This window comes from Mesorhizobium sp. M7A.F.Ca.US.007.01.2.1, assembly GCF_003998165.1.
Taxonomy (GTDB): Bacteria; Pseudomonadota; Alphaproteobacteria; order Rhizobiales; family Rhizobiaceae; genus Mesorhizobium; species Mesorhizobium ciceri.
Genome location: NZ_RZQP01000092.1, coordinates 4,303 through 22,366, shown reverse-complemented (window position 1 = coordinate 22,366; position 18,064 = coordinate 4,303). Strand labels below are relative to the sequence as shown.

Below are 18,064 nucleotides of genomic sequence, written 5' to 3'. Positions count from 1 at the left end.
AGAACAGATAGGTCGGCGCGGTACTGACGACAGTCATTGCCGGGGCGAAATCGGCCACCCGCTCGCAAAGGCCGGAATTGTCGAGCTTCTGCAACTGACCATCCAGCATCAGCACCTCATGTCCGGCGGCTTCGAGCAGGGCCTTCGAATAGCCGAGTTCCAGCGGCAGATGTGGTTGGCGGCAGCCGAAATAGATGCTGTCGTCGTAGGTCCAGAATGGGTTTACCAGAGCGATTTTCATGCGACGTACCTCACGGCTTCGGGGTGAGGCTCGAGTCGGTGGCGCTGCAGCCAGTCGGCTAGGTCGCGGACGCCTTCGCGCCATGAAACCTGGGCCATCCAGCCAAGCGCGGTTTTGATCTTGCGGGTGTCGGCGACGAAGAAGGGCTGGTCGCCGGTGCGTTCGCCATCATGGCGGATTGAAAGCTCATGGCCGGTCAGGCCACGGATCTCGCTCAACAGCGTGCGCAGGCTGAGCGCATTTTCCGGGCCGCCGCCAAGATTGAATGCCTGGCCTTTGGTCGTCTCGATGTGGTCGAGTACGGCCCTGTAGGCGGCGACGGCATCGGAAACATGCAGGATATCGCGCACTTGCCTGCCGTCACCGTAAATGGTGATGGGGCGTCCCGTCAGCGCGCTGAGCAGGAAGTGCGCGACCCAGCCCTGGTCCTCGGTTCCGAACTGGCGCGGTCCATAGATGCAGCTCATCCGCAGCACCGCCGTCGGCATGCCGTAGGATTTGGCGTAGTCGAGCACATACTGGTCCGCCGCGCCTTTGGAGCAACCGTAGGGCGTGCAGAAGTCCAGGCCCCGAGCCTCATCGATGCCGTTCGCCTGGATGACGCTGTCGCAAGGCACATAGCGATCGCCGTCCTCGCGGACCGCGACGTCGGGCAGGCTGCCATAGACCTTGTTGGTGCTGGCGAAGACAACAGGAATACGCTCACCGCTCAGTCGCGCCGCCTCCAGTACGTTGAATGTTCCGCGAAGGTTGATGTCGAAATCCTCGCCCGGCTGGACCAGGCTTGTGGTGACGGCGGTTTGCGCGGCCAGATGGAAAATTGCCTTTGAACCCGTCAGAGCCGGCGCCAAGGCGTTGGCGTCCCGCACGTCGATGGTCTCCACCGTGAGGCGACTGGCGTGTTTTTGTGCCAGCCATTCAAGGTTCTGCTGGACGCCCGGACGGCTGAGATTGTCGATCACCAGCACCGGTTCGCCATCCGACAACAGGCTGTCGGCGAGGTTCGATCCTATGAAGCCGCTGCCGCCGACGATGGCGACCGGCGCGTCGCGTCGATTGCGTGTGTTCATGACACCAGCCCGCGTTCTTCGAGCTCGCGTTTCATGTCGGCGCCGCGGTCGACGGCGGACGTGTTACGCACCCAGGAAACGAAATCGCCGAGCGAATTCTCCAGTTGCCGCACCGGCTCGAAACCGAGCAGCTCACGGGCCTTGGAAATATCGGCGAAGCAGTTGCGGATATCGCCGGAGCGCGCTTTGCCGAGCAGTTCGGGCGAGCGGTTCGGTGTCCCCATGGCCTCGGCCAGCAATCGTGCGACTTCGCTGATCGCGTAGGCTCGGCCGCTGCCGATGTTGATGACATGACCCTTTGCCTGGCGTTGCTGCAGTGCAAGGCGAAAGGCGCGGGCGACGTCATGCACATGGACGAAATCGCGCTTCTGTTCGCCATCCTCGAAGATCATTGGCCGTTGGCCGTTGGCGAGACGCGAAGCGAAGTTGGCCAGCACGCCGGTATAGGGGTTCGACAATGCCTGGCCGGCGCCGAAGACATTGAACAGGCGCAACGCGACAGCATCGATGCCATAGGCTTCGCCGAAGATCAGCACAGCGCGTTCTTGTGCGTATTTTGTCAGCGCATAGATTGAAGCGAGATCGACCGGCTTTTCTTCGTCCGTCGGCAGCGGCGAGAGGGGGGCTCCCTCTGGCGACAGCGGATTCCATTGCCCGCTTTTGATGTCGCTCGCCTTGCGCCGGGCATTGTCGATGCGCCGGCCGTCTGGCGTTGCATAGAGCCCTTCGCCATAGACGCTCATCGACGAGGCGACGACGATCCGTTCGACCGGGTGCTTGATCAGTGCTTCAAGTAGCGTTGCGGTGCCGAGATCATTGGCGCCGACATAGCGCGCGATCTCGTACATCGATTGTCCGACGCCGACTTCCGCCGCCAGATGAATGACCGCGTCAACACCTTCCAGCGCACTGGCGACCGCCTCCCGGTCTCGGACATCACCCTTGATCAGTTCGGTCCCGGCGGGAAGCGCGACGGCTTCGCCCGCATGCACCTGCTCCAGCAGCGCATCGAGGATGCGAACCGAATAATCCTGCTCGACGAGTTCCTGTGCGACATGCCGGCCGATGAAGCCGCAGCCTCCTGTAACCAATATGCGTTTCACGACGACTCCTCAGACAAGTAACCTCGGCGCCCCGAACTTTTCGGCAAAAGGTTTGTTCCCTGGCTTCAACAAAGTTCCTTTGGCGGACTTCGTTGGGAGCCGGCATCGCGATCACGGCGCGGTGCTGGAACATTGACGCCCTTGTGCTGTTAGGACGCCCGACAGCCCGCGTGTCCCATGAGGCAACGCCGATCAAAGGAGATTTCAATGTCTCAGTCGCAAACGACCACCGACCACGACGAAATTCGCAAGTGGGCCGAGGAGCGGGACGGCCGGCCGGCAGTGGTGCGCACAAAAGGCGAGGGCGGCATCCTGCGGATCGACTTCGGTGAGCCTGAGGAAGCATTCGAGCCCATCGAATGGGACGAGTTCTTCCGGATATTCGACGAGAACGATCTGGCCTTTCTGTATCAGGCCAAGACCGGGGAGGGGAAAGCCAGCCGTTTCAACAAATTCGTCGAGCGCGATCAGAAGGACTGATGAGACAAGCCAAGCGGCTGATCTGTACGGCCCAGTTTTCGAGATGTGGTCAACAATGACGGCCCCGCGGCTTAGCACTTCAGCCTGAGAGGGAGGGTAAAACTAATGCATCAGGTTTGCGCCGCGGGTTTTCGCCATCTCTCGCATGATGCCGTTGAGCCAGTTTTCAGTGGATTGACCAAGCTGTCTGCGGTCGACATCCCGGATCGCTTGCTCGAGCGTCCTCTCGACGAGCCGATCCGATGCGTCGACGTCTCCCAGCAAAAGGCGCGCCGCAAGTCGCAGTTTGGGCAAAAGCGCGAAGACGTCGTCGGACGGGTCCGGTCCGGGGGTCGCCCGCCCCGATTCTTGCGGGGGAAAGAGTGCGTTGAACACCGCCTGGCTGCCCGAGGATTTCCGCAGATTGCTGGCGTAGCGGAGATGGTCGGGAATGGCGATGTCGTCATCGCCACTGAAGAACACGAAGGGGACACCCCGGCGCATCAACTCATCGGCGATTGGAAACACGCGTCGGCCATTGAGATTGACGTCGAGGATTGCAGCTTCGGCCGTCCCGGTGTGTTTGGAAGCCTGTTCGACGGTTGCAGCGGGACCAAGGATTATGGCGCCCATATTGCTGAAAAACCGCGCAAGATCTCCCGCCATCGTCCATTCGTCTTCGACTATCAGAATATGCAGCCCCCGCAGGTCGCGCACGTCGTCATCCTTTCTTGCAACGGAGGTTAGAATGCAGAGGATTTGCTTTCCGAATTCTGTCATCCAGGGCCGCCTGCAACCGCTTCGCAAGCATCAGCATGCGATTCGGGACGGGCCCCGCATCGGAACCTGCTAGCGATCCAGGCGCCCCTGACACCACTGGCGCTCGGAGTTTTATGTCAGCAGAGCGTTTCGTCATTGAACCACCATTGATATCGGGTTCAACGTCATCCCTGACGTCTTGTTCCATACGTCTTGCGCGCTATATGGTTGTGTCCTGTTCGATCCGGCCTTGAGGAGACTTCATGTCGGGTCGGCGAAAGGGGGACATGCCGTGACTGCCCGATCGACTAGATTTCCCATCGTTGGCATCGGCGCGTCCGCGGGTGGCATTCCCGCGATGGAAGGCTTGTTCAAAGGCGTTACCAGCCAGCCCGGCATGGCGTTCATCATCATCACGCATCTCAGCCCGAAGCGAGAAAGTCTGTTGCATGAAGTTGTCAGCCGCTACACCGAGATGCCTGTCGTTGTGGCCGAGGATGGCATAGCTGTTGTACCTGACCACGTCTACGTGATGCCACAAAACGTCACTCTGGCGATCGCCAACGGTGTGCTGCGCCTGCGGCGGCCCAACGGGCTTACCCAAGAGCGCAAACCCGTCGACATCTTCTTTAGTGCGCTCGCTGAAGACCAGGGCGAATATGCCGTGGGCGTCATTCTGTCGGGCGGTGATTCCGATGGAACGCTGGGCGCCAAGGCGATCAAGGAGCGGGGTGGCCTCACTGTCGCGCAAGCGCACGACGGCTACGGGCCGCGCAATCCCGACATGCCACAGAGCGCTATTGCCAGCGGGCTCGTCGACGTCGCTGTGCCCGCCGAGGAGATCGGGGCGAAGCTGGAGGCTTTCGCCCGCGGCTTCGACACGCTGGAAGGGCTGGCGGAAGAAGATGGCGACCATACGGCCGACATCGATAAGGTGCGAGAACAGATATACGCCATTCTGCGCAGCCACTCCGGCCACGACTTCTCAGACTACAAGACCAAGACATTTCTGCGCCGCGTGAAGCGACGCATGCAGATCGCCCAGGTCCATTCCATCAGCGCCTATATAGACTGGCTGAAGAAAGATGCTCGCGAGGTGATGAACCTTTTTCGCGATCTGCTGATCAATGTCACCAACTTCTTTCGCGACCCCGATGCCTTCGAGTTGCTCGAGCGAAAGATCATACCGCAGTTGTTCGAAGGCAAGACCGCCAGCGACACCGTCAGGGTCTGGGTTCCCGGATGCGCCACGGGCGAGGAGGTGTTCTCCATCGGCATCCTGCTGCGCGAACACATGGAGAAGCTTACGGTCGTTCCGCGCGTCCAGATATTTGCCACCGACATAGACGAGCCTGCGCTGGCGGTGGCCCGGGCGGCACGCTATCCCGAAGCCTTGCTGCAAGGGCTTTCACCCGAACGCCGACAGCGGTTCTTCAACGGCGACGGAGAGAGCTATGTCATTAGCAACGAGATACGGGAACTGTGCATCTTCTCGCCGCACAGCGTCATTCGCGATCCGCCTTTCTCGCGCATGGATCTGGTCTCCTGCCGCAATCTGCTGATCTATTTCGGCCCGAGCATCCAGAGCCGTGTCATCCCTGTCTTTCACTATGCATTGAAGCCCGGCGGTTACCTGTTCCTCGGCACCTCCGAAAGCGTTGGGCAGCACGACAATCTGTTTGCCACTGTCGACAAGAAACATCGTCTCTTCCAGGCGCGCGAGCATGCCTCGCCGCATATCAGGCTGCCCGCCTTGATCGGTGAGAGCCGTTCCGGCGTCTTTCCCTCTGAAAGCGCCGGCTTAAGGAAGGGAGCCGCCGGTTATCCGCTGCGCCAGGCTGTCGAGGCGCAGGTGCTGGAGCGCTTCGCTCCGCCGCATGTCCTGGTCAACGCCGAGGGCGATGTCGTCTATTATTCGGCCAGGACCGGCAGATATCTCGAAGCGCCGCAAGGGATTCCCAGCCGGCAGTTGCTGACGATGGCTAGGCGTGGGCTGCGACTGGACCTCCGCGCCGCGTTGCGGGAAGCGACGACGACGCGCCGCACAGTGGTGCGGGAAAACCTCATCGTAGAGGAAGACGACGAACGGGTCCAGCCGATCAAGCTCACGATCGAACCGCTCACCGAACGTGGCAATGGCGAGCCGCTTTATCTCGTCCTGTTCGAACCGTCGGGGCCGACCCAGGCCCGCTCAGAGGAAGACGGCGGCGGCCGTGACAGTGACAGCACCGCCGATCTCGAGCGGGAGCTGCGCGACACCAGGGAGCGCCTGCAATCGACGATCGAGGAATACGAGACCGCGCTGGAGGAGGTCAAATCGTCGAACGAGGAACTCGTCTCCGTCAATGAGGAGGCGCAGTCCACCAATGAGGAACTCGAAGCCTCGAAGGAGGAGATGCAGTCGCTCAACGAGGAGCTCAACACGATCAACGCCGAGTTGACGGCCAAGATAGAGGAGCTCGACCACGTCAACGGCGATCTGCGCAACCTGTTCGAAAGCACCGACATCGCGACCATTTTCCTCGACCGCAGCCTTGTGGTCCGTACCTTCACGCCGGCGGCGTCATCCTTCTTCAGCCTGCGTCCCTCCGATGTCGGCCGGCCGCTGACGGATCTGTCTAGCCAGCTCGACTACCCCGAGTTGAAGCAGCACATCGACAAGGTCTTCGAGACAGGCGAGATCCTGAATCACCATCTGGCACGCGATGCCAGGGGCCTGTTCCACATGGTCCGCATCAATCCCTATCGCGACAAGGGCAACAGGATCCAGGGCGTGGTGGTGACACTTGTCGATGTCACCACTCTGGCACAGGCGGAAGAGCATCAGCAGGTGCTCATCTCGGAACTCAACCATAGGGTCAAGAACATGCTTGCGGTGATCGCCAGCATTGCAAGCCGCACGCGGGAAAGTTCTGATACGAAGGAGGAGTTCGCGGATGCGCTGATCGGCCGCCTGCATGCCATGTCGCGGGCCTACGGCCTGCTGACCCGGGAGAGATGGAAGGAAGCCTCGGTCAGGGAAATGCTCCAGCAGGAGCTCGAACCATTCGGCATCGATCGGATCGAACTCGATGGCAAGGATGTCAAACTAGGTCCGCAACAGGGGCTCTCCCTGAGTATGGCCATCCATGAACTGGCCACCAACGCGGCCAAGTATGGCGCTTTGTCAAAAACCGACGGCAAGGTCAGTGTGCAATGGTCGATCGACGATGACAGTTTCACATTTGGCTGGCGAGAAAAGGACGGCCCTCCTGTCAAGGCGCCGTTGGACAATGGCTTTGGGCTGACCTTGTTGCAGGGTGAAATTGATTACAGGCTGGGCGGCCATGTCGAGACCGCGTTCCACAAGGACGGCCTCAGCGTCCGGATTGCGTTTCCGGCAAACCACAAGGAGGCGCCGTGAGCGACAGGCCGCGCGTTCTGGTGGTCGAGGACGAATGGCTGATCGCCGAAGACGTCGCGTCTCGCCTGCGTGCGGCGGGTTATCCCGTGATCGGCCCGGTCTCGTCGGTCGCCGCGGCTCGTCAACTTATCGATGCAGGCAAAGTCGACGTGGCGCTGCTGGACATTCAATTGAACGGTGAAACAAGTCTGCCCGTGGCCGAAACACTGTTGGCTCGCGGTATCCCCTTCGCCTTCATGACCGGATTTGGCCCCCGTGACGTTCCCAAACCCTTCCGAAACTGCAAATTCGTGCCGAAGCCGGCAGGCGACGCTGCCCTTCTCAACACCCTGGCCGACCTGGCATCGCTTCGTCCCGACACGCATTCTCCGTGATTTCAGGCAGTGCTGGCCTCGATCGATCCGGTGACTCCGGCCCGCCCGATTTAGGGTTCATTCGACTGTGAACACCTCAGGGACCGCGAAGTGGAACAACTCAAGTCCGTGCGAGTTCGGTAGCCGTGCAGCGTCATCGCTCCCCTCGTTTGATGCTGGACGATCGGGTCCCCCTCAGCCTGATCCGCTCGCGCTTTCTGTTGGAAAGCGCGAGCCTTTAATCATCTCGACGATCATGTTTTTGGACCGGGGTGGGAACAACGTACCGGTTCGGCAGTTCGGCGTGCAGGAGGAGCAAAATGCAATTCGCCGAAGAAATCGCGCTCAGGCGCGTAAAAATGCTGGTCGAACAATATGTTGTAGCCAGGAGCAGGAGATATGATTTCGTCTCGACGGAACTTGCCTGCAAAGCCATTCGCCAGGTCGTACGAAGTCCGATTGAAGATGCCGAACTGGACCATCTGCTGGCCAGAAGCGCCGTCAAGCAAGGGCTTTCGGTGCGGTTCGACCGAATAGGTCATTGGCAGACGGCTTCGCCCGAACTCCAGGAGAAGTCAGCATGAGAGCAGTGCTATTGATGTCGGCGGCATTGCTCGCCTTGGCGGGGTGCAACGATAATGCCGATCCAGCCAAGTCCAAGACGGATACTACGAACAGCCAACCGGTCGACAAGAATCCCACGACCGACACCAACCCGACACCGCAGACCAGCACCGGCGGCGAGCAGCAAGGTACGCAGCCAACCCAGCCGGCATCTCCAAAGCCAAGTGGCGGCTAGGCCAAGTGGCGGCTACGGCCGCTTCTGTGCCCAACGGCGCGGTCGCCGGACACGTCTCTCCGGCCGGAACCGAGGCCTCCGGCCTCAGCAAACAATTCTTACGGGAACGGACTTGACGGCCGGAACGTGGGCCTCCTTGGCGCGATGCCATAGGGGCACCAGGGGATTGAGTTCCGGATAATAGCCGGCGCAGTTGCCTTGCGGCACGGAATAGGGTGTCACACGAAGGCCGCGCACACGCCGCTCCACACCGTCATCGGCATGCGTTTCGAGATCGATCTGCTGCCCCGCGGTCAGTCCGAACCGCTGGATGTCGGCCTCATTCATCAGCAACACCATGCGTGTACCGTGGATGCCGCGCAACCTGTCATCATAACCGTAGACGGTCGTGTTGAACTGGTCGTTGGATCGCACTGTGATCAGCGTCAGCACCTTTTGGCCCGAGACATCGATATCGGGATCTGTCTCCAGCGTGGTGGGCGGCTTGAAATTGGCCTTCTTGTTCGGCGTTTCCCAAATTCGCTTCGATGCCTTGATGTCGCGATGGAAGCCTCCGGGTGTCAGGAACCGCTTGTTGAACTGGCGGAAATGCTGTGGAAAGCAGCGCTCGATCTCATCACGGATGCGAGAATAGTCGGCAATCCACTTATCCCAAGGGATCGAACTCATGTCTGGCACCGTGGCCTTGGCCAGCTCCGCGACGATCTTCGGTTCCGAAAGCAGGTTTGGCGAAACCGGCGGGCGCGATCCAAAGGACCCATGGATGCAGGCGGTCGAATCCTCCATGGAAACGGTCTGATCGCCGCTTGCCTGGCGATCTCTTTCCAACCGGGACAGGCAGGGCAACAGATAGGTTACTGCCCCCGGCAGGAGATGACTTCGGTTGAGCTTGGTCGCGATTTCGACATGCAGGCCAAGTCTGCGCCAGGCTTTCTCAACGAGGCCGGTTTCGGGCACGGCGCGGACGAAATTACCACCCAGGCCGACAAAGCCTTTCACCGAGCCGGCGATGACGCCTTCGCAAGTCTCGACCGTATCGAGGCCCTTCTCGCGCGGGGGCTCGAATGCATAGAACTCGGCGAATTTGTCGAGCGGAACGAGTTCAGGTTTTTCGGATATGCCGACGGTGCGCTGGCCCTGGACGTTGGAATGACCCCGCAGGGGCGAAATGCCGGCGCCGGGTTTTCCCATATTGCCCCGCATCAGCAGCAGATTGCACAACATCTGCACGTTTTCGGTGCCATGCCTGTGCTGTGTCAGACCCATGCCATAGTTGCCGATCACCGCATTGGACCGGCTGTAGACTTCGGCGACATGCTCCAGATCCGGTCGCGCAATGCCCGACCGGGCGACGATGTCATCCCACGCGGCAGCGCGCAGATAGGCCTCGAATTCGGCGAAACCATGCGTATGTTCCGCGATAAACCCGATATCGAGGATACGCGAGCTTCCCTGCTCGCGGGCCGCATCGTCGAGCGCGAGCACAGCCTTGGCGATGCCGGTCATGGCGGCGATATCGCCGCCGCCGCGGACCTGGAAGAAGTCGCTGGACATTTTCGTGCCGGGCCCCGGCGACAGCATGTCGACGGGATTCTGCGGGTTCTTGAAGCGCTTGAGCCCTCGCTCCGGCAAGGGGTTGAAGGTGAACACCGGCACATTGCGTTCACGGGCCTCCTGCAGCGGGTGCAACAGCCGCGGCGCCGTCACCCCGGTGTTGTGGCCGAAGAAGAACATCATGTCGCATTGCGAAAAGTCTTCGAGTTGTACGGTTCCAACCGGCGAGCCGATTGATCTGGGAAGCCCGACCGAGGTCGATTCGTGACACATGTTGGAAGAATCGGGCAGGTTCGACGAACCGTAGATGCGCGCGAACAGCTGATACATGAAGGAAGCCTCCAAAGAGGCCCGGCCGGACGTATAGAAAACCACCGATTTCGGATCGAGGCGCCGAAGTTCCATGCCGATCTCGGCGAAGGCTTCATTCCAGGACACCGGCTCGTAGCGGTCGGTGACGGCATTGTAGCGCAACGGATCGGTCAGTCGGCCCTGCTTTTCCAGCTCGCAATCCGGCCAATCGAGCAGTTCGGTGACGGAATGTCGTGCAAAGAAATCGGGGCCGCAGCGCAGCTTCGTCTGATCCCACAGCGTGGCCTTGGCGCCATTTTCGCAAAACTCGAAAGGCCGCGGCTCTGCCGGCTTGGCCCATGAGCATGAAACGCACATATAGCCGTCTGCCTTGTTCTGCTTGAGCAGAGTGCTCCATATCCCAGACATCAGAAGGCCTTCGCCATAGGCTTTACGGATCAAGGAAGACAGGGATCCCCAGCCGCCCGTCGGGTGGTCGTATTTCTTGATTTCGACATGATCGGTAACGGCAGGTTTCATGGCAGAACCTCGCAAGTGCGACTACCAAACCTCGCCGCTCGTTGATTGTTCCCCGCTGCCGGGATGGGAACGTCGCTGGTTCAATCCAATCCCGCCAATCCCGGATCGCCCCACCGCTGGAGGCCAGGCCGGCAAGCGCCAGACCCGGTCCTCACTGAGGGCGCTTGCCTGTGGAACTATTTCCGTCATGGGCTGTTCGGCGATGGAAGGAGCCGCAAATGGAGCGACGCAACGCAATAATCTCGCTGGTGATAGCGGCGGTCATCATTGTCGGTTTCGTCGTCGGCTTTTTCTACGTTGACATGGGATGGCAGACCTCGCCGCTGAAACGCGCGCCGGAGCAGAACCAGGGCGGCAATGCCCCGGCGGATACCGCCCCGGCTGCCGGCGTCCAGAAAAATCCCAGGGAAAACACGGAAATGCCGGGGCAACAGTGATCGATGGCTGGCAGCAACAGGGGAGGGTGACCTGGCCGTGACGCTGTCGAACTGAGATCAACACAGCACCGATCTGGAGTGCGGATGATGGGCATCCTTTCCGACCTCGACAAGAAGCTGACGGACAATATGTACGAGCATGGCAGCGAACTCACCGATGCGGTTTCGGATCTGCCGGAAGCAGTTGTGGAAGCGGTCGAGCGGCTGATGTTTTTCATCCAGCCCGACGCGCGCGACACAGTCAGAAGTCAGGTTCTCGGCCTCATTCACGAATACGGAATCCAAGACGCTTCGAGCGGGGATCGCCCCGATTGACGTTCAGCACCCCACTAGCAATCGAAACCCGATTGAGACCGCCTCGTGCTCCGGATCGGGAGCCGCGGTTGTTGACGGACTCGTCGAGCGCTCTAGATCAGATTCACGCCGGCCGCGGTTTGTTGCGTCGGGGAGACTATTCTGTGGCGCACCAAACGCCTGATTTGATCGTTAGCCGCCGCTATCTCAGGCTTGACTGCTTGTGCCTGCTTTTGCTGATGCTCTCGGCATGCTCATCTTCCGATCAGATCGAGCAGCAATCACGAACCGTGGCGTCCGCATCGCAGACCGTGTTGATGGCGCTGGACGCCTGGGCGGCAGGGGCGGCGCCGACCGCATACACGGTGGACACGCTGCAATCGATCGGCAAGACGCTTGCCGATGTCGGGGCGCAAATCCGGTCCGCCGAAATCAGTGAACCCACCGAGCAAGCTTCTCTGACAAAAGCAGTCAATGATTTGTCGGTCGGGGTGACGCGTGCCGAGGCCGGACTGCAGGCAGATGACCGGCTGGAAGTCCAAGACGCGCAACAGGATTTACGGCTGGCGTCGCGTGCGCTCGCTACCGCCTACGCCAAGTATTTCGCGCCGAAGCCATGAAAAAGCTCATGGAAATATCCCTCGGCGTCGTCACCAGCGTCGGCGGCTTCCTCGAAGTTGGGTCCATGGCGACGGCGGCGCAGGCAGGCGCGATGTTTGGCTTCCAGTTGATCTGGGCGGTGGTGCTTGGCACCGTCTGCATCATCTTCCTTGTCGAAATGTCCGGCCGGTTCGCGGCCGTGAGCCATCACACGATCTCCGACGGCATCCGCGAAAGGTTCGGTTTCAACGTCTTTCTATGGCCGTTGCTTGCCGCCTTGCTGGTCAATTTCCTGGTGCTGTCCGCAGAGATCGGCGGCGTTGCCATCGCGCTCGAACTTGCCACGGGCATAGGCTTCCAGTGGTGGGCACTGCCGGTGGCTTTGCTGGCGTGGCTGCTGCTCTGGAAAGGCACGTTCGGCGTCATCGAGAAGGGCGTGTCGTTTCTCGGTCTGGTGACGCTGTGTTTCGTCGTCGGAGCGGTGATGCTGAGACCTGATTGGACGGCAGTCGCAAGGGGCGCCGTGCCTTCGCTGCCGGTCCACGATGCCGCCAATTACTGGTTCATGGCGGTCAGCATTCTGGGCGCCTCGATATCGCCCTACCTGTTCATGTTCTATTCCTCGGGGGCCATCGAGGACCGGTGGGACAAAAGCTATCTCGGCGCCAATCGGGCCATAGCGGGGTTGGGCATGACCTTCGGGGGCACCATCTCGATCGGCGTGTTGATCGTGGCCGCTCTCGTGCTCGCCACGCATGGCGTCACCCAGGTGGACGACTATCACCAACTGCCGTTGATGCTGATCCCCATATTCGGCTTCTGGGGCTTCGTGCTGTTTGTTGCTTCTCTCGCCATCGCCTGCTTCGGCGCCGCACTCGAGGTCGGGTTGCAACAGGCCTATCTTGTGGCCCAAGGGTTCGGCTGGAATTGGGGCGAGGATCGCAAGCCGCGCGACGATCCGGGTTTCAGCGCCACCTACACGATATCATTGCTGTTGGCGGCTATTCCCATCGCGCTTGGTCTTGACCCGCTGAGGCTCACCATCTTTTCCATGGCGCTGACGGCTGCCAGCCTTCCGCTGACCGTCGTTCCGTTCCTGTTTCTGCTGAACGACAAACGTTATGTCGGCGAGCATCGCAACGGCATTTTGTCAAATGCCGCCGTCATCTTCATCATCGCGCTTGGCTTCGTACTGGCGGTGGTGACCATCCCGCTGCAGATATTCGGAGGCACATGATGAAGTTGCTGCGTGATCTCCTGGACAAGCAGGTGGTCGACCGCGAGCAGGTCAAGGTCGGTAAGGTCGACGGTTTGGTGGCGCAGTTGCGGCCTGGCAAGCCGCCTCGGATCATTGCCATCGAGCTCGGCTCCATCACCCTGGCGCGTCGCCTCGGCGCACGGCCCGGGCGCTGGATGGCGCGGCTCGCGGTCAAGCTGGGTGGCAAGCAGCATGGCGAACCTCATCGGATCGCCTGGCGCAAGGTGAAAGATATCGGCATCGATATCGAGTTCGACATCGATGTGCGAGAAACGTCGATCTTCGCCTGGCAGGACTGGTTGCGCGACCATATCATCGGGCGCATTCCGGGAGCTTGATGATGATCACGGTCAATCTCGAGCATCTGGCGGGGCGGCGCGTACTCTCGCAGCGCGGCAAGAATGTCGGTTATATCGAGGAGATCCGCGCCGAACGGGATGGTGACGATTTCGTCGTCACCGAATTCCACGTCGGGGTCTACGCTGCTTTCGAGCGTCTTTCGGCTTCGGCCATAGGCGTGGCGGTGCTGGATCTTTTCCGATTGCGCCGCCGCGACGGTCTATACCGCATTCCTTGGGACAAGCTCGACATCTCCGATCCCGCGCGACCGCGGCTGCTGTGCCCAATGACCGAACTCTCAGGCATGAAGGACGCGCCGGACCTCCAGGAATAGGTCGTGGGTGCTGCATCGTCGGGATTAGTCTCATCGCAGCATGCTTGCCGCCAGGAAGACCACGGCTGCTGTCAAAACGACAGCTGCAATCACCAACACCGGCCAGTTGCCGCTAGGCCGCAGTTCCGGCTCGCCTTCGACCGGACGCATGGCATTGGCAAAGCTGGCATCGTTTTCGAATTTTGGACGAGTGCGCGGCGGACTTGTCTTAGCGACCGGATTTTGTGTGTCCGCGGCCTCTGCGTCTGTCTCAAGCGGGGCAATGGCGGGATCGAACCCCGGCGTCTTGTCGTGCGTTGCTCCTGCCTGAACTTCGCCTCTGGCCGCGGCAGGCGTGAGACCTGAAACCTTAGCCATAATCTCTCCCCTTCGAACCAATCTCGGCAGTATCGCACTTGCAGGCGCCAGCGGAACCAAGCTTGCATGCACTGAGGCGACCCGCCACGGTCAGACTTGCTCGCTCAGCAGAATCCTGGCGTCCTTGGCCGCAACGATGAACGCCTGTCGTGCCGCCCTTGTCGGCTTTTCGCCTCGCATGACGGCAAGGCACGCTCTGATCGCGGCAAGACGCCTCTCGGATGTCGGCTTTGGCCAGTCCCGCAGCAGCACTTCGGCTGCGTCCGACACCGAAACCACAACCCTGTCGCGGTCTATCCGGCCAGGTTGAATGACAATCGGCTTTCTGAAATGTCCAGTACGCACATGCCTCTCCAGCGGGATGCACTCTATTCGACACGCCGCTGCAAGAGTGCGCGTCGCGACGCGCTTTAACTCCGCAACCGTCGGTTTGTTCCAGAGCACCTGGCGTTTGAAACAACTAGCCGATGGCCATCCGTGCGCGCCCGTCCCAAGACTTACAACAGGTCCTTGCGAAGGAAGATTCGTACATGCCCTGGAATTCCGAATTCGACTTTGCCGAATTCCTCGAACCCATGCTGCATGTAGAATAGCGGCGCCTGGAAACTGCTTGTCTCGACCACGGCTTTTTTGCAGCCACGCTGGTTCATGGTGCCGGCGTTCCTGTCGCCTGTCACTTCTCCACATTTTACGTCGATGTGGCAGATCTCACGCGAGATAATCCGGCAGCCTCATGCGTGGATCGTGGTGCTGCCGGGCCTGCAGGCATGTCGTCTGGGTATCGGAACAAAGCGCATCTTGGCCTGTTAGGGCGACGCATCCCAGGCAAGGACAAAGCCGATGAAAACACGACAATTTTTCGCATCGCTCGCCGCTGCTTCCATTCTTCTCGCCGTGCCTGCTTTTGCTGCCGACAGCGCCCAGGCCTTCGTCGACAAGGCTGCCATCGGCGGCAAGTTCGAAGTCGACTCGAGCCAGATTGCCTTGGGCAAGGTTCAGGACCAGAGCATCAAGGACTTCGCCCAGATGATGATCCGCGATCACGGCGCGGCCAATGCCAAGCTGGCAACGGTGGCCGGCGAACAAAAATTGAAAGTGCCGTCGGCGCTTGATGCCCAGCACCAGGGCGATCTCGACAAGCTCAAGAATGCGCAGGCACCGATCGATCCAGCCTATGTCGACATGCAGCGCAAGGCGCATGCCGACGCCGTCAAGCTGTTTGAAACCTATGCCAGCGGCGGCGACAACGCCGGGCTCAAGACATTCGCCCAGCAAACGGTCGATACGCTGAAGACGCACCAGCAGATGATCGAAAAGATCGCAGCCGGGCAGGACGCCATCACGGGAGCGACAACACCGGCGGTGAAGACCGACAATACCCCCAATGCCGCCGCTCTCGTTCCCGGCGCAAACAGCTTCACCGAAGCCCAGGCCAAGAGCCGCATCGAGGGTGCAGGCTATACCAACGTGTCGAAGCTTACCAAGGACGACCAGGGCATCTGGCGGGGCCATGCCACCAAGGCAGGCGAAAGCCTCGCCGTCGGCCTGGACTATCAGGGCAACGTCGTTGCCGCCAGCAAGTGAGCACGGATCAGGAGAAATCAATGAAAACGGTAACTGGACTGTTCGACAATTATGACGACGCGGCCGACGCGGTCCGCGAACTGGAAGCCACGGGCGTCCCGCATGCGAACATCAGCATCGTCGCCAACAACTCGGATGACTGGTACGAGGGCGACCGTTCGGAGGCTGCCGAGGATGCCGGGGCTGGCGCGGGGATTGGAGCCGTGATCGGCGGTGCCGGCGGATTGCTGACAGGGCTGGGGGTCATGGCCATCCCGGGCGTCGGACCTGTGGTCGCGGCGGGTTGGCTCGCCGCCACCGCGACAGGTGTCGTTGCCGGGGCGGTGGCAGGCGGTGCGGTCGGAGGCATTGTCGGCGCTCTGACGGAGTCCGGCGTGCCCGAGAACGATGCCCACGTGTATGCGGAGGGCGTACGCCGCGGCGGCACGTTGGTCACGGCCAGGGTGGACGATGAACTCATTGCAAATGCCGAGGAAATTCTGGGGCAATCCAGATCGGTCGATCTTGCCGAACGCCGCAGGGCTTACGAGGCTGGCGGCTGGACCGGCTTCGATGCCAATGCCGGCGAATATATCCCTGACGAGACCGATCGCGACAGCGCTCGGACGATCAATCGGCCTTGAACGAGGAGGTGTGGTCGCACGTACCGAACGACGAGGTTTCACGAAGTGCTACGGAGCGTGTGGGACAGATGTTCGAGTTGCCCGGCTTCAAGATCTCCGTGAGCAAGGGCATGAAGCTTCCCGGCTGTCCGGCGCGTTAAGTGATCTCAGTTGAATCCCCGACCGTTCAAGCGAACTGGCTGGCTGTCGGGTTGGCGTGCTGCACGAAAAGTACTCAGCGATCAAGGTGCGGTGTTGGTATGGTGGTGCGCTGGCGGGCTCTGGTCACGCTGAGCCGCACGTCTGCCGTCTGGCTCATATCGGGCGCGCCTGTTCGATCTCACAACTCGATTCTAGTGACTGTGGCTCCCCTTATGTTCGACTATTAACTGTTCGGCCAAGTTGGGCGTTGACGCTTCCTCTCTATAAGAGTTAATAATCTCCTAATATAAGAAGCATCTAAAGTTCGTGGTCGAAAGCCACGAGTTTGACGATGTAGGTTGGGTAGGGAACGTAGCGTGACGACCAGTCGTCGCGTCCAGCAGCATCGGGTCAATATCCGTCCGTGAATGGCCAGCTTGAGGCGGCTGTTCCAAGCGCGGCGGTGTGCCTGGATGAGGGCGAAAATTCATGCCTGCCTGGATTCGCGCGGTTTTTCTTCGGCTGGAAGCAGCCGGTCGTTCAGTACTGTCGATAAAACAGATGAGGCGTCTGTTCTTAAAAGGGGGGTTGAAAAATGGCTACTCAGGTCACCGGTGCCGGCGGCACCACGACGTCTTTCTCCAACACGCCGCAGGCGAAGGATGACCTTTTTCTCCTCTCAGAAAATGATACCGGTGTCCTGATCCTGAATGTTTTGGCGAATGATCTGGGTGGCGCAGCCAAACAGCTCTACTCCATCGATAACGCAGACAGTGTGCAGACCGCAACGAAGATACTTGCTCCGGCGGATCTGCTCACACGCGACGCAACATACTCCGGCGGTGTCGGAGGAGGGACCGACACGAGTTACCTGGGTGCCCATATCTGGATAGGCACTGATGGTACGATCCACTACGACACGGCGAATCTCGAGAGTATGATTCAAGCGCTTGGGGCGGGAGAGGTTCTCACCGATAAAGTGACCTACGCCATTCAGCTCGGCAATGGCACGCTGAGCTGGGCCACGGCCACCATTCAGTTTACTGGCACCAACGACAAACCCGATATCCATCTCGTGACGACCGACAGCGCGACCGCCTCGTTGATCGAGACCAACGCACCCTTGACGGTGAACGGCACCCTGACGGTGAACGATGCCGATATCTCCGACACGGTGACCGCGATGGTAACTTCGGTGTCCCTCGGCGGCACCATGGGCGGGCTGAACAGTGCCGCCGTGCTCGGCATGCTGACAGTCTCGCCGATCTCGCTGACGGCCAACCCGGGCGAAACCAATAATCTGGGCTGGACCTTCAATTCGGCGCCACAAGCCTTCGACTTCCTGGCTGTCGGCGAGACGCTGACGCTCACCTATACGATCACGGCCAACGACGGCCACACCGGCGGCACCGACACACAGACGCTGACCATCACCATCCACGGCACCGACGATGCGCCGGTTGCGGTCGCCGACACCGGGTCCGCGAACGAGGCCGGCATCACGCCGGCCACGGCGGCGACCGGCAACGTTCTGGCCAACGACACC

Annotated in this window: 21 protein-coding genes and 1 pseudogene; 14 read left to right on the top strand and 8 right to left on the bottom strand. The window is 60.5% G+C overall.

Annotated elements, in window-relative coordinates; genetic code table 11:
• From EN949_RS17970 to EN949_RS17960, 3 genes and pseudogenes are all read right to left on the bottom strand, one after another.
• Nucleotides 1-241: pseudogene (locus EN949_RS17970) on the bottom strand (B12-binding domain-containing radical SAM protein); the annotation flags it as partial.
• On the bottom strand, nucleotides 238-1,311 hold the full coding sequence (locus tag EN949_RS17965; protein ID WP_024502366.1) for an NAD-dependent epimerase/dehydratase family protein: 1,074 nt from the start codon (nucleotides 1,309-1,311) through the stop codon (nucleotides 238-240). The pseudogene EN949_RS17970 and the gene EN949_RS17965, both read right to left, overlap by 4 nt.
• Nucleotides 1,308-2,414, bottom strand: a complete 1,107-nt coding sequence (locus EN949_RS17960) for an SDR family NAD(P)-dependent oxidoreductase (RefSeq protein ID WP_024502367.1) — start codon at nucleotides 2,412-2,414, stop codon at nucleotides 1,308-1,310. Before EN949_RS17960 ends, EN949_RS17965 begins: the two co-directional genes overlap by 4 nt.
• A gap of 207 nt (nucleotides 2,415-2,621) precedes the next feature.
• On the opposite strand from EN949_RS17960, the gene EN949_RS17955 reads away from it, so the two are divergent.
• Nucleotides 2,622-2,894: a hypothetical protein gene (locus EN949_RS17955; RefSeq protein ID WP_013533191.1), complete on the top strand. Its 273-nt coding sequence runs from the start codon at nucleotides 2,622-2,624 to the stop codon at nucleotides 2,892-2,894.
• 102 nt (nucleotides 2,895-2,996) lie between these two features.
• On the opposite strand, the gene EN949_RS17950 is transcribed toward EN949_RS17955, so the two are convergent.
• Nucleotides 2,997-3,653, bottom strand: a complete 657-nt coding sequence (locus EN949_RS17950) for a response regulator (protein WP_127367445.1) — start codon at nucleotides 3,651-3,653, stop codon at nucleotides 2,997-2,999.
• Nucleotides 3,654-3,924: 271 nt separating this feature from the next.
• Here EN949_RS17950 and EN949_RS17945 point away from each other — a divergent pair, with 271 nt between their 5' ends.
• From EN949_RS17945 to EN949_RS17930, 4 genes are all read left to right on the top strand, one after another.
• Entirely contained in the window at nucleotides 3,925-7,035 is a 3,111-nt protein-coding gene (locus EN949_RS17945; RefSeq protein ID WP_127370884.1) for a CheR family methyltransferase, read from the top strand.
• Nucleotides 7,032-7,409, top strand: a complete 378-nt coding sequence (locus EN949_RS17940; protein ID WP_063171482.1) for a response regulator — start codon at nucleotides 7,032-7,034, stop codon at nucleotides 7,407-7,409. The genes EN949_RS17945 and EN949_RS17940 overlap by 4 nt, the downstream gene beginning before the upstream one ends.
• Before the next feature lie 299 nt (nucleotides 7,410-7,708).
• Nucleotides 7,709-7,972 (top strand): hypothetical protein, encoded by a 264-nt coding sequence (locus tag EN949_RS17935; protein WP_127367384.1) that lies wholly within the window; start codon nucleotides 7,709-7,711, stop codon nucleotides 7,970-7,972.
• Nucleotides 7,969-8,187 carry a hypothetical protein gene (locus EN949_RS17930; RefSeq protein WP_013533186.1) on the top strand — a complete coding sequence of 73 codons (219 nt, stop codon included), beginning with the start codon at nucleotides 7,969-7,971 and terminating at the stop codon, nucleotides 8,185-8,187. Before EN949_RS17935 ends, EN949_RS17930 begins: the two co-directional genes overlap by 4 nt.
• A gap of 84 nt (nucleotides 8,188-8,271) precedes the next feature.
• On the opposite strand, the gene EN949_RS17925 is transcribed toward EN949_RS17930, so the two are convergent.
• Complete coding sequence (locus EN949_RS17925; protein WP_024502371.1) at nucleotides 8,272-10,572, bottom strand: FdhF/YdeP family oxidoreductase; 2,301 nt, start codon at nucleotides 10,570-10,572, stop codon at nucleotides 8,272-8,274.
• A 218-nt stretch (nucleotides 10,573-10,790) separates the two neighbouring features.
• Here EN949_RS17925 and EN949_RS17920 point away from each other — a divergent pair, with 218 nt between their 5' ends.
• The 6 genes from EN949_RS17920 to EN949_RS17895 all read left to right on the top strand — a co-directional run bounded on the left by EN949_RS17920 (nucleotide 10,791) and on the right by EN949_RS17895 (nucleotide 13,834).
• A complete protein-coding gene (locus EN949_RS17920) occupies nucleotides 10,791-11,009 on the top strand; it encodes a hypothetical protein (RefSeq protein ID WP_013533184.1) in 219 nt (72 codons plus the stop codon).
• An 84-nt stretch (nucleotides 11,010-11,093) separates the two neighbouring features.
• Nucleotides 11,094-11,324, top strand: a complete 231-nt coding sequence (locus EN949_RS17915; protein ID WP_013533183.1) for a hypothetical protein — start codon at nucleotides 11,094-11,096, stop codon at nucleotides 11,322-11,324.
• Between the two features lie 143 nt (nucleotides 11,325-11,467).
• A complete protein-coding gene (locus tag EN949_RS17910) occupies nucleotides 11,468-11,923 on the top strand; it encodes a hypothetical protein (protein ID WP_127366617.1) in 456 nt (151 codons plus the stop codon).
• The gene (locus EN949_RS17905) at nucleotides 11,920-13,140 is read left to right on the top strand and encodes an Nramp family divalent metal transporter (RefSeq protein ID WP_027164011.1); all 1,221 of its coding nucleotides are present in this window, start codon (nucleotides 11,920-11,922) and stop codon (nucleotides 13,138-13,140) included. Before EN949_RS17910 ends, EN949_RS17905 begins: the two co-directional genes overlap by 4 nt.
• A complete protein-coding gene (locus EN949_RS17900) occupies nucleotides 13,140-13,499 on the top strand; it encodes a hypothetical protein (RefSeq protein WP_063171484.1) in 360 nt (119 codons plus the stop codon). The genes EN949_RS17905 and EN949_RS17900 overlap by 1 nt, the downstream gene beginning before the upstream one ends.
• Nucleotides 13,499-13,834: a hypothetical protein gene (locus EN949_RS17895; RefSeq protein ID WP_244506918.1), complete on the top strand. Its 336-nt coding sequence runs from the start codon at nucleotides 13,499-13,501 to the stop codon at nucleotides 13,832-13,834. The genes EN949_RS17900 and EN949_RS17895 overlap by 1 nt, the downstream gene beginning before the upstream one ends.
• 30 nt (nucleotides 13,835-13,864) lie before the next feature.
• Here the strand turns inward: EN949_RS17895 and EN949_RS17890 are convergent, their stop codons facing one another.
• From EN949_RS17890 to EN949_RS17880, 3 genes are all read right to left on the bottom strand, one after another.
• Nucleotides 13,865-14,191, bottom strand: a complete 327-nt coding sequence (locus tag EN949_RS17890; protein ID WP_127366618.1) for a hypothetical protein — start codon at nucleotides 14,189-14,191, stop codon at nucleotides 13,865-13,867.
• Between the two features lie 90 nt (nucleotides 14,192-14,281).
• Nucleotides 14,282-14,536 (bottom strand): DUF982 domain-containing protein, encoded by a 255-nt coding sequence (locus EN949_RS17885; protein ID WP_013533177.1) that lies wholly within the window; start codon nucleotides 14,534-14,536, stop codon nucleotides 14,282-14,284.
• 152 nt (nucleotides 14,537-14,688) lie between these two features.
• Nucleotides 14,689-14,841 carry an acetyltransferase gene (locus EN949_RS17880; RefSeq protein ID WP_127366616.1) on the bottom strand — a complete coding sequence of 51 codons (153 nt, stop codon included), beginning with the start codon at nucleotides 14,839-14,841 and terminating at the stop codon, nucleotides 14,689-14,691.
• Nucleotides 14,842-15,031: 190 nt separating this feature from the next.
• Here EN949_RS17880 and EN949_RS17875 point away from each other — a divergent pair, with 190 nt between their 5' ends.
• From EN949_RS17875 to EN949_RS17865, 3 genes are all read left to right on the top strand, one after another.
• Nucleotides 15,032-15,775 (top strand): DUF4142 domain-containing protein, encoded by a 744-nt coding sequence (locus EN949_RS17875; RefSeq protein WP_013533176.1) that lies wholly within the window; start codon nucleotides 15,032-15,034, stop codon nucleotides 15,773-15,775.
• Nucleotides 15,776-15,795: 20 nt separating this feature from the next.
• Complete coding sequence (locus tag EN949_RS17870) at nucleotides 15,796-16,398, top strand: general stress protein (RefSeq protein WP_024502379.1); 603 nt, start codon at nucleotides 15,796-15,798, stop codon at nucleotides 16,396-16,398.
• 715 nt (nucleotides 16,399-17,113) lie between these two features.
• Nucleotides 17,114-18,064, top strand: a 951-nt coding sequence (locus tag EN949_RS17865) for a VCBS domain-containing protein (protein ID WP_206534955.1), incomplete at its 3' end; no start/stop codon positions are given.